This window comes from Stenotrophomonas sp. GL_101, assembly GCF_057835675.1.
Genome location: NZ_CM174432.1, coordinates 2,164,558 through 2,178,959, shown reverse-complemented (window position 1 = coordinate 2,178,959; position 14,402 = coordinate 2,164,558). Strand labels below are relative to the sequence as shown.

General features: G+C 68.3%; 13 protein-coding genes. 2 read left to right on the top strand and 11 right to left on the bottom strand.

Annotation, left to right across the window (positions count from 1 at the left end; all coding sequences use genetic code 11):
• Positions 1–2 precede the first annotated feature (2 nt).
• From AC3IR9_RS09770 to moaA, 4 genes are read right to left on the bottom strand one after another with little or no spacing between them, the layout of a single operon-like run.
• The gene (locus AC3IR9_RS09770) at positions 3–260 is read right to left on the bottom strand and encodes a MoaD/ThiS family protein (RefSeq protein ID WP_489295533.1); all 258 of its coding nucleotides are present in this window, start codon (positions 258–260) and stop codon (positions 3–5) included.
• A complete protein-coding gene (locus AC3IR9_RS09765) occupies positions 257–1,516 on the bottom strand; it encodes a molybdopterin molybdotransferase MoeA (protein WP_489295532.1) in 1,260 nt (419 codons plus the stop codon). The genes AC3IR9_RS09770 and AC3IR9_RS09765 overlap by 4 nt, the downstream gene beginning before the upstream one ends.
• The gene (gene moaCB / locus AC3IR9_RS09760; RefSeq protein ID WP_489295778.1) at positions 1,513–2,511 is read right to left on the bottom strand and encodes a bifunctional molybdenum cofactor biosynthesis protein MoaC/MoaB; all 999 of its coding nucleotides are present in this window, start codon (positions 2,509–2,511) and stop codon (positions 1,513–1,515) included. Before moaCB ends, AC3IR9_RS09765 begins: the two co-directional genes overlap by 4 nt.
• Positions 2,512–2,519: 8 nt before the next feature.
• Positions 2,520–3,500, bottom strand: a complete 981-nt coding sequence (gene moaA, locus AC3IR9_RS09755; protein ID WP_489295531.1) for a GTP 3',8-cyclase MoaA — start codon at positions 3,498–3,500, stop codon at positions 2,520–2,522.
• A gap of 179 nt (positions 3,501–3,679) precedes the next feature.
• Between moaA and AC3IR9_RS09750 the strand changes: the two genes are divergently transcribed.
• Positions 3,680–4,084, top strand: coding sequence for a ribonucleotide reductase subunit alpha (locus AC3IR9_RS09750; RefSeq protein WP_489295777.1), 405 nt, complete (start codon positions 3,680–3,682; stop codon positions 4,082–4,084).
• Here AC3IR9_RS09750 and AC3IR9_RS09745 read toward each other — a convergent pair.
• The 4 genes from AC3IR9_RS09745 to AC3IR9_RS09730 form a co-directional block, all read right to left on the bottom strand.
• Positions 4,078–4,407, bottom strand: a complete 330-nt coding sequence (locus AC3IR9_RS09745; protein ID WP_489295530.1) for a hypothetical protein — start codon at positions 4,405–4,407, stop codon at positions 4,078–4,080. The genes AC3IR9_RS09750 and AC3IR9_RS09745 overlap by 7 nt on opposite strands.
• A 142-nt stretch (positions 4,408–4,549) precedes the next feature.
• Positions 4,550–5,467, bottom strand: a complete 918-nt coding sequence (locus AC3IR9_RS09740) for a M14 family metallopeptidase (RefSeq protein WP_489295529.1) — start codon at positions 5,465–5,467, stop codon at positions 4,550–4,552.
• A 319-nt stretch (positions 5,468–5,786) separates the two neighbouring features.
• Complete coding sequence (gene fusA / locus AC3IR9_RS09735; RefSeq protein WP_489295528.1) at positions 5,787–7,835, bottom strand: elongation factor G; 2,049 nt, start codon at positions 7,833–7,835, stop codon at positions 5,787–5,789.
• A 433-nt stretch (positions 7,836–8,268) separates the two neighbouring features.
• Complete coding sequence (locus AC3IR9_RS09730) at positions 8,269–9,021, bottom strand: hypothetical protein (protein ID WP_489295527.1); 753 nt, start codon at positions 9,019–9,021, stop codon at positions 8,269–8,271.
• A gap of 260 nt (positions 9,022–9,281) precedes the next feature.
• Here AC3IR9_RS09730 and AC3IR9_RS09725 point away from each other — a divergent pair, with 260 nt between their 5' ends.
• The gene (locus AC3IR9_RS09725) at positions 9,282–11,483 is read left to right on the top strand and encodes a TonB-dependent siderophore receptor (protein ID WP_489295526.1); all 2,202 of its coding nucleotides are present in this window, start codon (positions 9,282–9,284) and stop codon (positions 11,481–11,483) included.
• Positions 11,484–11,506: 23 nt separating this feature from the next.
• Here the strand turns inward: AC3IR9_RS09725 and AC3IR9_RS09720 are convergent, their stop codons facing one another.
• The 3 genes from AC3IR9_RS09720 to AC3IR9_RS09710 are packed head-to-tail and all read right to left on the bottom strand — an operon-like array spanning position 11,507 to position 14,363.
• The gene (locus tag AC3IR9_RS09720) at positions 11,507–12,277 is read right to left on the bottom strand and encodes a heme ABC transporter ATP-binding protein (protein WP_489295525.1); all 771 of its coding nucleotides are present in this window, start codon (positions 12,275–12,277) and stop codon (positions 11,507–11,509) included.
• Positions 12,274–13,317 (bottom strand): FecCD family ABC transporter permease, encoded by a 1,044-nt coding sequence (locus AC3IR9_RS09715; protein ID WP_489295524.1) that lies wholly within the window; start codon positions 13,315–13,317, stop codon positions 12,274–12,276. Before AC3IR9_RS09715 ends, AC3IR9_RS09720 begins: the two co-directional genes overlap by 4 nt.
• On the bottom strand, positions 13,314–14,363 hold the full coding sequence (locus tag AC3IR9_RS09710; RefSeq protein WP_489295523.1) for a heme/hemin ABC transporter substrate-binding protein: 1,050 nt from the start codon (positions 14,361–14,363) through the stop codon (positions 13,314–13,316). The genes AC3IR9_RS09715 and AC3IR9_RS09710 overlap by 4 nt, the downstream gene beginning before the upstream one ends.
• Positions 14,364–14,402: the final 39 nt, after the last annotated feature.

Sequence of the window (14,402 nt, the reverse complement as noted above, 5' to 3'; positions counted from 1 at the left end):
GTTCATCCCCCACTGACCGGTGGCAGGATCGCCACCATGCCATCGAGGGGCAACGGCTCGTGGTCGCGCAGCACGCGTTCGTGGTCGGCGAAGGCGGAGTAATCCAGCAACCCGGCACGGAACTGCGGCCAACGCTGCGGCAGCAGCTCGCGCAATGCCTGGCGCAGGTCGGCGATGCGCTCCCCCGCCACGTCCAGCTCCAGCGTGCGGCCGGGCACCAGGTCCGAGAAGGCCCCGAACAACTGCACCTGCATTTTCATCGTGCGTGCTCCTGTGCGGCCAGTTGCACCGGGTCGCGGTGCCCCCAGCCTTGAACCTGTACGGGGCTGCCGGCGCTGGCCAGGTCGCCCTCGCCGTCCAGCACCACCCAGGCATTGGCCTGCAGCATCGACATCAGCCGGAACGACTCCTGCCCGGACAACACCCGCGCACTCAAGCGCCCCTGGTCATCCAGCTGCACCTGCGCGCGCGCGTGGAAACGCATCCCCGGCGGCTTGCGCACATCGGCGTGCAAGGGCAATTGCAGGGTCTGTTCGGGTGGCAGCCCGAGCAGACGCCGCAGCAGCGGTTCGACAAAGAACCGCTGCCCCACCGCAGCCGACACCGGATTGCCCGGCAGCCCGAAATACAGCGCGCCCTCGGCCAGCCGCGCGAACAACAGCGGCTTGCCCGGGCGGATGGCCACCTTGTGGAACAGGATGTCGGCACCGCGCACGCGCAGTGCGTCGGGAATGAAATCGTAGCGCCCCATCGACACCGCACCGGTGCTGATCACCAGCTGCGCGCCGGCAGCCAACGCGGTGTCGAGCGCGTGGTTGAAGGCGGCCACATCGTCGCCGACCACGCCCTGCCACACCACCTCGGCGCCGGCGGCCTGCAGCCGCCCCACCAGGTAGGGCCGGTTGCTGTCACGGATCTGGCCCGATTCCAGCGTGTGCGCCGGGTCACTGACCAGCTCTTTGCCGGTGGCGATCACCGCCACCCGCGGCCGCGCCCGCACCTGCACCTCGCCCACGCCGATGGCGTGCAGCAGCATCTGTTCGTTGATGCCCAGCGTCGTGCCGGCGGCCAGCACCGGCTCGCCACTGCGCACATCCTGCCCACGCAGGCGCACATGCTGGCCCGGCTTGACCGCCTGCAACAGGCGGATCCGCTGCGGGCGTCCCTCCGCCTGCGCAAGAATCTCCACATTCTCGATCGGCACCACGCTGTCCAGGCCCTCGGGCATGCGTGCGCCGGTCATGATTTCCCAGACGCCCGGCCCGCCGTCGACCGCCACATCGCCTGCGGCCTGCCACCCCTGTACCGTCAACTCGGCCCCCGCAGCCCGCTCAACCCCCGCGCAACGCAGCCCGAAGCCGTCCATCGCTGCGTTGTCGAACGGCGGCAGGCACTGCGGGCTGTCCACCGGCTCGGCCAGCACGCGCCCTGCGGCCATGTCGGCGGCAATGCATTCGCCGGGAAGCGCCTGGCTGTTGGCCAGCAGCGTCTCCAATGCCTGTGCATAGCTGATCATCGATGGTCACCGCCGTCGATCATGGCCAGCGCGTGGCCCAGTACCGGCACCAGGATGTCCAGGCACTGCGCGGCGGCGCGCGGGCTGCCGGGCAACGCAACCACCAGCATGTCCTGCAGTTGCACCACCTCGGCACGGCTCAACCAGGCCATCGGGGTGTGCTGGCCACTGAGACTGCGCACCATCTGCGCCAGCCCCTCCACACGCCGCCCCCCCAGCGACTGCAGCGCTTCGGGGGTCAGGTCGCGCGGGCCCAGGCCAGTGCCGCCGGTACACAGGCACAGGCGCACGCCGCTGTTGGCGAGGTCGCGCAGGTGGCTGGCCAGCGGTTCGATGCCATCGGGCAGGACCTGCGCCGCATCGATCTCCCCGCCCAGCGCCTGCAAACCTTCGACCAGACGCGGCCCGGAACGGTCGTCGTACGCACCCAGGCTGGCGCGGTCGCTCAAGGTGACCACCGCACAGCGCGCGCCTTGCAGGCTGCGCGGCGGACGCGGCTGGAATCGCGCACGCTCTTCATCGGTCATGCCCTGCGGGTGCTGCCACAGGCCGCGCTTGCCGCCTTCCTTGAACAACAGGCGGATCGCGCCGATCTCCAGCGCCGGCTCCACCGGTTTGCTCAGGTCGTACAGGGTCAGCAGCGCGGCATTGACGCCCGCCAGCGCTTCCATCTCCACCCCGGTGCGGGCTTCGCTGGCGCATTCGCACCACACCCGGATCGCCTGGCGTTCGGGTACCGGCGCGCAATGCACGCGCACCAGCTCCAGCGGCAACGGATGGCACAACGGCATCAGCGCCGAGGCCATCTTCGCGCCCTGCAACCCAGCCACCTCGGCCATGACCAGCGCGTCGCCCTTGGGCAGGCGACGCTCGACGATCATCGGGTAGGCCACCGGCCCGGCCAGCAGCTCGCCTACCGCCACCGCACGCCGCCGGGTGATGCGCTTGTCGCGCACATCGGCCATATGGAACGCCGCTGCCATCTCGCCACTCATGTCTATGCTCATCCTCCGATCGAGGCCAGGTGCGGGGTCAACCCGGTCTGGCCCTGGTGCAATCCATGCCCGGCGGCCTTGAGCCCGAGCTGTGTGGTGACCCGCGCCAGCAAGGCGTCGCGGTCGCTATCGTGTTGCAGCAGCGGGCGCAGGGCCACGCCGAAGTCGCCGAACAGGCACAGCCGCAGGTCACCGCGCGCGGTGACGCGCAGGCGGTTGCAGCCACGGCAGAAATCCTTCGAGTACGGCGCGATGATGCCGATCCGGCCGCGATGGTCCGGATGCGCATACTCGCGCGCCGGGCCCGCATCGTCGGCGCGTGGGCATGCGCTCCAGCCCGCGGCCGTCAACTGCGCCACCAGCACGTCGGCGCGCAGGTGGTGCCGTTCAAAATAGGCCTGGTTGTCGCCGGTGCGCATCAGTTCGATGAAGCGCACGCTGATCGGGCGATCGCGCAGGAAGTCCATCCACTGCGGCAATTCGTCGTCGTTGGCACCGCGCAGCAGCACCGCGTTGAGCTTGATCGACTGCATGCCCAGCTGCTGGGCCATCGCCAGTCCTTCCAGGATTTCCGGCAGGCGGTCATGCCCGGTAATGGCATGGAAGCGATCGCGGCGCAGGCTGTCCATGCTCACGTTGAGTGCGGTCAGCCCGGCCGCGTGCCAGTTCGGCAGGCGCCGCGGCAGCAACGTGCCATTGGTGGTGATGGCCACCTTGCGGATACCGGGCACCGCCGCGACGGTGGCAATGATCTGGTCCAGGTCCTTGCGCAGGCTGGGTTCGCCGCCGGTGAGGCGGATCTTGTGCATGCCCAGCGTAGCAAACGCCCGCACCAGGCGTTCGATCTCGTCCACCGCCAGGAAGGTGGGTCGCCCGTCGGCCTGATAGCCGTCGGGCAGGCAATAGCTGCAGCGGAAGTTGCAGGCTTCGGTCAACGACAGGCGCAGGTACGGGAAACGCCGGCCAAAGCCGTCGGTCAGTGCATTCATGGCCGTACCCCCTTGCACCTCCACCTGTTCACTCCTCCGGGCGCGGCGGGCAGCCGCGCGCTTATCGATGTGAGCCAGCCTACGTCGCAGGCAGTTTGAACGAGATGACTTAAATCAATTCGATGCGGCGCGGTTGTGGCAGCATGCAGCTTCCCCGGTTGGACAACGTGAAGACAACCATGATGTTGAGCGACTTTTCCCAGCTGCTGGACGCCGCGGCGCACCAGGCCGAACCCCAACGATTGCTGTTCGTGTTTGTCCGCACCGACCTGCCCGACTCCCCTACCGCTGCGCAGCGTGAACGCCACCAGCGGCGTGAAGGCGGCACCCTCGGGCCGGTGCTGTGCGTGGACAAACTACCCGGCGAGGTAGCGTCGTTCCAGGCACTGGACCGTGAATCCGGAAGCACCGGCATCGACTGGGACCTGGTGTTCGTGGCCGCGCTCGACGGACGCGGCGGCGTGGCCCCCTCCAGCGACGAGGCCGCGCAACCGCTGCGGTTGATGGTCAATGCAATCAACAACGGCCAGGTCAACCACTTCGCCGCCTTCGACCGCGCCGGTGAGCCTGTCCAGTTTTACTGAGCCACCCGTTGCAGGGTCAGGAAGAACACCAACAGCAGGGTGTTCAGCCCCCAGGCCACGGTCAGCCCGCGTGCGGCCAGGCCCAGGTTGGGGGTGTTGGCGGTCGGCGCGGCCCGCCACACCGCGGGAATGATCCAGCCGGTGAACAACAGCAGCAGCGCGAACAGGCCCAGCACCAGCGGCGTGTTCTGCCGGGTCATGGCCCAGAGCGCGAGGGCCCACAACAGGTTGCTGGGAATGACCCCGTACAGCCAGAACACCCGCCACAACGTGGAACGCGGCGGGGTGTCCGCTGGGGATTGCATGGAGGTGGCGGCGGTCATGATTCTCCCTGTGGGTCAGGTCACGCGATCAACAACGTGCGAAAACATGTGCCAGCCAAGAGTGCGCCCGGTTGCCAAGGCCGTCAACCCGCCCGGTAGAGCCGGGTTCTACCCGGCTGCCGTCAACCCGTGACGCCAGGCCTTACCCGGCCAGCGCGAAGTCCAGCCCGGCACACACCGCCGCTACCTGCGCGTCATTGCATTGCTGCGGGTTGGTCCGCGGACTGTCCGGGTAAACCTCGGTGGTAGTGGCATAACGTGCGTCGGTGAACCCGGCGCAGGCACCAATCGAACGCGACTCGCCCCACACCACACCTTTGGACTGCAACGGCATGCCGATCAGTTCGCCCTTGGCATCGGCCGGGGCGATATGGGTGATCTTCTCCACGGCCGCAATCAGCGCCTGCTGGAACGCCGGCTGCGGGTCTTCGCTGTTGCCGATCACATAGAAGCCGTCGGGAATGATGTCCGGCACCAGTGCCTTGCCATCGCGCGCGCAGCGGGCCGGATCGAATTCCTGCAGGTCGCTGTCGGTGGTTTCGTGCAGGTCCAGGTGTACCCGCAACGTATCACCGCGAGCGGCGATCCAACGCATCAAGGATGCGGCTTCTTCGATCTGGCCGCCATCACGGAAGCTGCGGTTGGGATCGATCGCGGCCGGGTTCCAGCGCTGGATGCGCTCATAGCCCCACGGGCTCACGCACGGTGCCACGATCAGGTTGATGCGGCCGGCGTATGCCTCGGCCTGCTCATCCAGGAACTGCAGCGCGCCATGCACGCCACTGGTCTCGTAGCCGTGCACGCCACCGGTAACCAGCGCGGTGGGCAGTCCCGGGTCCCAGTCATGGTTGATCACGGCAAACAGCGGGTAATGATCCGGCGCGTAATCCAGTTGACCGTACTGGACTACATCGAAGCGCTCATTGAGGCGCTCAAGTGCCGCCACCACGTCTTCGTGATAGCTGCGCCGGCGCTGCTGACCGGCCCGCCATTGCGCGCGCTCGGCCTCGCCCCAGGGTTGGCCGGGGGTGCCGATCGGATAGAAATGGGCGGTGGTCATCAGTGGCTCCAGTCATCAGGTAATGGGCCGCGGCAATGGCGCAGCCCAGCTGCGTAGTGTACCGGCAGCAAGCCTGGCCCGTAGCGCCGACCGTTGGTCGGCTGCGCGTGATCCCGGCAGGACGGCAGCCGACCAACGGTCGGCGCTACAGGTGGTGGGCAAGCCGCTGCATACGTTCTGCGTGGCGTTACCCAGCGTACAAAAAAAGGGAGCCGGTTGCCCGGCTCCCCCCGTGCCGACCAACGGTCGGCACCTACCCTGCCCGCAATCACCCACGCGGCTTGCGATCACCTTCCCATCGTGCGGTCGGTGCGGTGCTTCAGGCGGCCTGCACTTCCTCGTAACCGTTGAAGCGCATGTCACTGGAGGCGCGCCCCTGGGTCAGCGAGCGCAGCGAGGTGGTGTAGCCGGCCAGCCGCGCCAGCGGCGCATAGCCCAGCACCTCCACCTGGGCCCCGTGGTCCTCGATCGAGGCCACCCGCCCATTGCGGCGATTGAGGTCGCCGACCACATCGCCGACATTGCCCGACGGCGCGTGGATGGCCACCTCCATCACCGGCTCCAGCAGGCGCGTGCCCGCCTTCGCCAACGCGGCCTTGACCGCCTCGCTACCGGCGCGGTGGAAGGCCATTTCCGAGGAGTCCTTGGCGTGGGTCTGGCCATCGCTCAGGGTCACTTCGATCCCGACCACCGGGTGTCCACGCGGCCCTTCCTGCAACGCCGCGCGCACCCCCTTCTCCACCGCCGCCACGAACGCCTTGGGAATCACCCCGCCGACCGTGCGGTCGACGAAGCGGATCGCCCCATCGTCGGTGGGCGCCACGTCGATCAGCACCCGGGCGAACTGACCCTGGCCACCGGTCTGTTTGGCCACCTTGCCTTCCACGCCCTTCACGACCTGTGCCGGGGTTTCCTGGTAGGCCACACGCGGCGCACCGGTCCGCACCGCCACATTCCACTCACTGCGCAGGCGCTCGACCATCACCTCCAGGTGCAGCTCGCCCATGCCCCAGATCAACGTCTCCCCAGTCACCGCATCGGCCTCGACACGGAACGAAGGGTCCTCCTGCGCCAGGCTCGACAGGCCCTGGCTCATGCGGATCAGGTCGGCGGCCTTTTCCGCACTCAACCGCCACGCCAGCACCGCATGCTGCGCCTGGATGGCATCGAGCAGCAGCGGCGCCGACGGCGCGCTGAGCGTCTCACCGCTCACCGCATCCTTCCAGCCGATCACCGCCACGATATCGCCGGCCACCGCTTCGGTGATGTCGTGGGTCTGGTCGGCCTGCACCCGCACCAGCCGGCCGATCCTTCGCCCCTGTGCGTGCTGCGAACTAGCCACGTGGTCACCCACCTTCAAAGTGCCCGAGTACACCCGCAGGAAACTCAGTGCGGCGTGGCTCTGGTGGGTGATCTTGAACAGCAGCGCCGCCAGCGGGCCACTCGGGTCCGGCGGCAACAGCACCTCCACGTCGCCAGCGCTGGCAACCACCGCCGGTCGATCCAGTGGCGAGGGCAGGAAGTCGACGATCGCATCCAGCAACGTGTCGATGCCCTTGCTCTTGAAGGCCGCGCCGGCCAGCACCGGCACGCCGGAACCGGCCAGCGTTGCCCGGCGCAGCGCCGCACGCAACGTATCGGCATCGATCGCCCGTCCCTCCAGCCACGCCTCGGCCAGGCCGTCATCGTGGTCGGCAACGGCCTCGATCAACGCCTGTCGCCGCGGCTGCCATTGCGCCTGCTCGGCCGCGCTCCAGTCGCGACGCGTCGGCGTGCCGGCGTCGTCCCACTCCACGATCTGCTGGTCGATGAAGTCGACCCAGCCGTGGAACTGGCTTTCACTGCCCAGCGGCCACCCCAGCGCCCACGGACGCGCCTGCAGCTTGTCCTGCAGTTGGCTGAGCACGCGTTCGAACGAAGCACCGACACGGTCCATCTTGTTGGCGTAGGCGATCAGCGGCACGCCATGACGGCGCGCCTGGTGCCAGACGGTTTCCGATTGCGGCTGCACGCCATCGACGGCCGAGAACACCGCTACCGCGCCATCGAGCACACGCAGCGAACGCTCCACTTCGATCGCGAAATCGATGTGGCCGGGTGTGTCGATCAGGGTCAGGCGATGGTCCGCACCGCCACGCGGCGCCCAATGCGCCTGTACGGCAGCGGCGCCAATGGTGATGCCGCGCTCGCGCTCGATCGCCGAGAAGTCGGTGGTGGCCGCGCCATCGTGGACTTCGCCGACACGGCGGATCTCGCCGGTCTTCCACAGCAGGCGTTCGGTGAGGGTGGTCTTGCCGGCGTCGATGTGGGCAATGATGCCCAGGTTGCGCCGATGGGAAAGGGTATGGGTATGCGTATGGGTGTTCATGATGAGTGCTCTCGTCGCCAACATCGAAGAGCCGCACGCCGCCGTTGGCTAACGGGCGTGCGGCCAGGTTTGGGGCTCGGCGATCAGGTGCATGGCACGTTCTCCTTTGCGGTGTTCTGTAGCAGGGAAGGAAGTGAAGCGCGGAAACGAAAAGAGCGCCCGGTAGGTCGCTCTGTCTGGGTCGTTCAGGGGGATCGGGTATCGATCAGCCGCCGGATGAGCCGCAGGGCAGACGCGCCCGTTCCACGCTTGCGCGGGTCTGGGTAAAAAACGTCAGGAGCGGTTGCGAACGCATCGGGGTGGCCCGGAAGGAATGGCGCCATTGTAGACCTGTGCAGGCCGGCAGCAAGGGCTTTTACACCACAACGGCAGAACACTGACATCCATCCAGCGATGGATCGACCAACAACAGAACAACGGCACTATGCACGCCTCAGTCCTTGCAGCCCGCCGCCGCCCGCGCCTCGCCCACGGTGGCGGCGTGCCCGTCGCCCGAGGACACCCAACCGGTGAGGGAGAACGCCGGATCGATGCGGGCCGCCTTCGGCTGCGTGCCGATCAGCACCTCCATCCAGCTGCCCACGGCCGGCAGCTCGGCAATCCGTGCGTCACGGTCGGCGTCGGTGCTGAAGCTGTCGCCAGGCCCGGAGCGCGGCGTGGATTCTTCCGTGGCGGTCTTGTGAGCACGCACCCGCAACGCACCGTCGGGCATGCGCTGGGTGGTCACCTCGGCGCGCTCCACACCGTAGGCCCAGTTGGATTCGGCGCTGCGCGTGGTTTCGCTGCCGTCGTCGGCCACCGCCACGTTCTCGCCGGTCCATTGCATCACCTGCATCACGCCGCCCACGCTGCCCATCACCGCCGCGTACACCAGCATCTGCCGCTGCTCCAGCGGCAGCGCGGCCATGTCCGCTTTGTCGGCGGGCACCTTGATGTAGCCCACCTTGCGGCACAGCATCATCACCCCACCGTCGGCCCAGGTGGTCAGCTGGTCGCCGTCGGCGAAATGCCGGGTCTGCATGGACGAGATCTCGGCACCGTTGCCCGGCAGGTGCTGCACATCGATGCTGGCGGCCTCCGAGGCGGCCTTGTTCAGCGACACGGTGCTCAACGTGCCGGCCATGGCGGCGCCGGCCAGACCAAGGAGCCCGGTGGCAAGCGCGATGCGGATGGGGGTGTGGGTCATGCGATCACTCCTTTGCGGAAGCGCGTCGATGGAGGTCGACGTCGAACAGGGCCGCGCATGATACGTGGGCGGGTCGGCCCCGTGGCCCGCTGCGACCGGATGTCGCAACCACGGATATGCGAATGGGTTGCAATTGCATCAGCGCGCAAACCGGTTAAAATGGCGTGCAGATTCCCCGTTGCCTGGATTGGAATCAACGTCCGCAGTGTTGCCCATCACCACCGGCCAGGCATTCGCCCCCATCCGTCCCGAGCCGCGCCATGCATTCTCCTGCCCCCCTTCCCTACAGGCTGCGCCGCACCCTGCTGTCCCTGGCCTGCACCCTGGCGGCCACCACGCTGTCCTACGACGCAACCGCGCAGCAGGCCACCGCGCTGGATGCGGTCCAGGTCAACGCCTATCGCGCCGCCAACAGCATCAGTGGCGCCACCAAGACCAGCACCAGCATCGCCGAAACGCCCCAGTCCGTGTCGGTGATCGAGCGCGCCGAACTGGATGCGCGCGGCGTGCAGTCGCTCAATGACGCCATGCGCTACGTGGCCGGCGTCAGCCTGGAAAGCAGCGGCATCGACAACCGCGTGGACGACTTCCGCATCCGCGGCTTCGACGCGGGCAGCTGGGCCAACAATGTCACCCTTGACGGCATGCGTGCGCCGCAGGGCAGCCAGTGGAACCGCAGCATGTTCGACAGCTGGAACCTGGAACGCGTGGAAGTGCTCAAGGGGCCGTCGGCAGTCATGTACGGCCAGGTGGCGCCCGGCGGCATGGTCAACCAGGTCAGCAAGACCCCCACCCCGGGCCAGCAGCAACAACTGCGTCTGGGCGTGGACGCCAACGGCCAATACAACGCCGCCTTCGACGTGGGCACCGGCAGCGCGGACAACGCCCATCTGCTGCGACTGGTCGGGCTGTATCGCGACGGCGACACCCAGATCAAGCACACCCAGCAGCAGCACTGGTTCCTGGCGCCCAGCTACACCTGGCAGATCGCCGAACACACCCGCCTGACCCTGCTCGGCATGTACCAGAAGGACGACGGTGGCTCGACCTACCAGTTCCTGCCGGCGGCCGGCACGCTCAACGCAACACCCTACGGCCACATGAAGAACAGCACCTTCATCGGCGAGCCCGGCTGGAATACCTTCGATCGCACGCTGTGGACGGCCGGCTGGATGTTCGAACACCAGTTCAACGACCACCTCACGCTCACCCAGAGCGCGCGCCGCACCCATGTGGATTCGCTGTACCGCGGCGTGGTCACCTTTGGTGCGCTCAATGCCGACGGCCGCACCCAGAACCGTCGCGGCGTGCAGGGCACCGGCGACTCGGACGGCGACACCTTCGACACCCGCCTGCAGGCCCGCTTCGCCACCGGTGCGGTCGACCACACCGTACTACTGGGCTGGGACTGGCAGCGTGCCGACTGGGAAGGCGTGCGCAGCGCGATGAGCAGCCCGCGCCCGATCGACATCTTCAACCCGGTCTACTCAAACTACGTCCCCACCGTCAGTACGGAAACCCCGACCGCCGGCGTCAACCGCCAGAGCGGCGTGTACCTGCAGGACCAGATGGCGCTGGGCAACTGGCGGCTGACCCTGGGCGGCCGCTACGACTGGACCAAGGACGACAGCAGCAGCGCCAACCGCAACATCGCCACCGGCATCTCCACGCCCGGCGGCCGCAGCGTGATCAAGAGCGACGCCTTCACCGGTCGCGCCGGCGTGCTGTACGTGTTCGACAACGGCCTCACCCCCTATGTGAGCTATGCCGAATCGTTCCAGCCCTCGACCCGCTCGCCGCTGGACAGCTTCACCCACACCGCGTTCGAGCCCGTCACCGGTTCGCAATGGGAAGCCGGGCTGAAATACCAGCCGGCCACGGTGGACGGGCTGGTGACGTTGTCGGTCTATGACCTGCGCCAGCAGAACATGATCGTTGACGATCCGGTGGCCAGCCACCGCAACTGCGGCGCCACCGGCACGGCCACCTGCTCGGTGCAGGGCGATGAAGGCCGCGTGCGCGGGATCGAACTGGAAGGCCGGATCACCCCGATCGAGGGCTTCAGCCTGATCGGCGCGGCATCGCGCATGGACTCGGAAATGACCCGTTCCACGCCCTATCGCGGCAAGGCACTGGCGATGGTGCCCGACTACAGCGCCTCGTTCTGGGCCGACTACACCTTCCAGGCCGGCGCGTTGCGCGGCATCAGCCTGGCCGCGGGTGCGCGCTACAACGGTGTCAGCTACGGCGACAGCGCCAACCTGTACCGGATCGGCGCCTACACCCTGTTCGATGCGGCGATCCGCTATGACCTTGGCCAGATCGGCAGTACCTCGGTGCAGTTGGCGCTCAATGCCAGCAACCTGGCCGACAAGCGTTTCGTGTCCACCTGCACCGGGGTGTCGTCGTGCTACTACGGCAGCGGGCGCACGGTGATGGCCACGGCGAGGTTCGGCTGGTAAATGCGGCCGGGCCGAGCCCGGCCCTACGCGGTGTCGGCTACCACCACCAGTGGCACGCCGCGCTGCGGATGCTGCAACACGATGACCGGCTGCTGGTAGACGCGGCCGAGGGTGGCTTCGGTCAACACCTCTGCCGGCGTGCCATCGGCAGCCACCGTGCCGTGCTCCAGCAGCACGATCCGGTCCGCATGCCCGGCCGCCAGGTTGAGGTCGTGCAGCACCACGATCACGCACGCGCCCGCATCGGCGAGGGCGCGCACCGAGCGCAGCGTGCGCTCCTGGTGGCGCAGGTCCAGCGCCGCCGTTGGCTCATCCAGCAACAACAAGGGCGTCTGTTGGGCCAGTACACGCGCGAACGTGGTGCGCGCCGATTCCCCTCCGGACAACTGCTGTACCTCGCACTGACGCAATGCCTGCAGTTCGGCCGCACTGATCGCGCGCTCCACGTGCGTATCGTCCAGCGCCGGATCCGGCGGATGCGGCAGACGCCCCATCGCCACCACTTCCTCCACGCTGAAGGCGAAGCGCACACCGTGCTCCTGCGGCATCACCGCGCGCTGCCGCGCCAGCGGCCCGGTCTTGTACCCGGCCAGCGCCCTGCCCTGCAGCAGCACCTCGCCGGCATCGGCCTGCAGGTCGCCGGCAGCAACCGCAAGCAGGGTCGATTTGCCGGCCCCGTTCGGACCGACCAGCGCGGTCACCGTGCCGGCCATGAAATCCAGTTCGATGCCATGCAGGATCTCGCGCTGCTGGCGGCGCACGATCACCCCGCGCAGGCGCAACAAGGGCGTCATGGCGAGTCCTTGCGGCGCTGCTGCAGCACCAGCCACAGGAAGAACGGGGCGCCCAGTGCCGCCGAGAACAATCCCAACGGGATTTCCGCGGGCGGGTCCAGCGTACGGGCGGCGGTATCGGCCACCACGATCAACACCGCGCCCAGCACGCCCGACAACGGCAGCAACCAGCGATGGCCCGGGCCAACCAGCATGCGTGCCACGTGCGGCACCACCAGGCCGACAAAGGCCACCGAGCCGGCGAAGGCGACAGCCGCCCCGACCAGCAGTGCGCTGAACGCCACCAGCCGGCGCCGGGTACGCGGCACGTCCAGGCCAAGATGCTGGGCCTGCCGTTCGCCGAGCGCCAGCATGTCCAACGGCGTGGACAGGCGCTGCAGGGCAAACACCCCGATCGCAAACAACGGTGCTACCGCGGCTACGTCGGCCCAGCTGGCACGGGCAAGCGAGCCCATCTGCCAGAACACCAGCGACTGCAGTTCGCTTTCGCTGGCGATGTAGGTAAGGAAGCCGATCACCGCCGAACAGAACGCCGCCATCGCAATGCCGACCAGCAGCAGCGTCGCATTGCCACTGCCCCGGCCCGGCCGTGCCAACGCATAGGTCAGGCTGATGGCCAAGCCGCCGCCCACGAATGCGGCCACCGGCACGATCCAGCCGGCGGCGCCGGCCGCACCCAGTACGATCGCCGCGACCGCGCCCAGCGCGGCGCCCTGGCTGACCCCGACGATGCCCGGGTCGGCGAGAGGATTGCCAAACAGGCCCTGCAGGCTGGCACCGGCCATCGCCAATGCCGCACCCACCATCGCGCCGAGCAGCGCGCGCGGAATGCGCAGTTGCCAGACCACCGCCATGTCGCGGCGGCTCACCAACTGCGGATCGACCAGGCCCAGCTTCGCGCCGATGGCCTGCAGTACATCCATCGGCGGCAAGCGCAACGGGCCGACCGCGAACGAAGCCAGCACCGCCACCAACAGCACCGCCGCGGCCAGCAACAACATGCCGCGCCCGCGGCGGCGGCGACGATCCGCCGGGCTCATGCCGGCGGCAGCGCCGCCAACGCCTTTGCCAACGCAAGCGCACCCACGCCGGAGCCGACGCTGGCGTATTTGAGCTGCACATCCGGCATCACCCAGACCCGGTTGGCCTGGCCGGCCGGGGTCTGCTTGAGGGTGGGATAGGCCTTCCACAGGCCGTCCGCACCACCGAACAGCGCCAGGTCATGCTCGGTGACCAGGATCACCTCCGGTGCCGCCGCCACCACACCCTCGTTGCTCAATGCGGAGTAATTGGCCACGCCCGCTTCGGTCCCGATGTTGAGCCCGCCGGCGAGGGCGATCAGCTTGGCCGACGCACTGTCGGTGCCGGCCACGGTCGGTGAGCCGCCGGCCCCGGTCGCCGAGACATGGATGACGCGTGGCGCACGGCCACTGGCCTTGCCGATCGCTTCTGCTTCATCCAGCTGCTGCTGGACCTGCGCGGCCAGCTGCCGGCCCGCATCGGCCAGGCCCAGCGCAGCGGCGATCTTGCGCACCTTGTCCGGGGCCGGCTGCAGATCGTCGACCACCACCGCCGGCTCGCCGACGGCGCGCAGCTTCTGCGCCAGTTCGGTGTGGCGGCGGAGGCTGTTGCCCAGGAACAGGGAGCCCTTCAGGCTCAGCACACCCTCTACCCCGGTGGTGCGGTTGAACAGAAACTGGTGCGGCGCGGCGCGTCCGGAATCGGTGGTGGTGTTCTTGGGTGCGGCAAAGACCTGACTGCCGAGACCAAGCGCATCGATCACCGCAATCACGTCATCGCCACCGACCACGATCCGGGCGGTGTCATCCACCTCGACCTGCGCGCCATCGTCGGAGCGCACGCTTGCCGGCAGCACCGGCACCTGCCCGATCATCGCCGGCAACGCACCGCCATCCAAACGCACCCAGCCAGCCGGGAGCGGCTGGGGGGCCGCTGCCGAAGCGGCCGGGTGTTCCGCCGGGGCAGCATCGGCCGCCGGAGGCGCGGCCGGTCCGCTGCACGCGGCAAGCGCAACCACCAGTGCCAGCGACAACGGCACCCGCGGCAGGGAATACATCGATTTCATCACTTGCTCCTTCGGCAGGACGGCCGGCGGCCGCCCCGC

Coding starts and splice junctions, on each gene's coding strand:
- AC3IR9_RS09725 (WP_489295526.1), top strand. CDS start 9,282: ATGCATTCTCCTGCCCCCCTTCCCTACAGGCTGCGCCGCACCCTGCTG.
- moaCB (WP_489295778.1), bottom strand. CDS start 2,511: ATGAGTGGCGAGATGGCAGCGGCGTTCCATATGGCCGATGTGCGCGAC.
- fusA (WP_489295528.1), bottom strand. CDS start 7,835: ATGAACACCCATACGCATACCCATACCCTTTCCCATCGGCGCAACCTG.
- AC3IR9_RS09710 (WP_489295523.1), bottom strand. CDS start 14,363: ATGAAATCGATGTATTCCCTGCCGCGGGTGCCGTTGTCGCTGGCACTG.
- AC3IR9_RS09715 (WP_489295524.1), bottom strand. CDS start 13,317: ATGAGCCCGGCGGATCGTCGCCGCCGCCGCGGGCGCGGCATGTTGTTG.
- AC3IR9_RS09750 (WP_489295777.1), top strand. CDS start 3,680: ATGATGTTGAGCGACTTTTCCCAGCTGCTGGACGCCGCGGCGCACCAG.
- AC3IR9_RS09720 (WP_489295525.1), bottom strand. CDS start 12,277: ATGACGCCCTTGTTGCGCCTGCGCGGGGTGATCGTGCGCCGCCAGCAG.
- moaA (WP_489295531.1), bottom strand. CDS start 3,500: ATGAATGCACTGACCGACGGCTTTGGCCGGCGTTTCCCGTACCTGCGC.
- AC3IR9_RS09730 (WP_489295527.1), bottom strand. CDS start 9,021: ATGACCCACACCCCCATCCGCATCGCGCTTGCCACCGGGCTCCTTGGT.
- AC3IR9_RS09745 (WP_489295530.1), bottom strand. CDS start 4,407: ATGACCGCCGCCACCTCCATGCAATCCCCAGCGGACACCCCGCCGCGT.
- AC3IR9_RS09765 (WP_489295532.1), bottom strand. CDS start 1,516: ATGATCAGCTATGCACAGGCATTGGAGACGCTGCTGGCCAACAGCCAG.
- AC3IR9_RS09770 (WP_489295533.1), bottom strand. CDS start 260: ATGAAAATGCAGGTGCAGTTGTTCGGGGCCTTCTCGGACCTGGTGCCC.
- AC3IR9_RS09740 (WP_489295529.1), bottom strand. CDS start 5,467: ATGACCACCGCCCATTTCTATCCGATCGGCACCCCCGGCCAACCCTGG.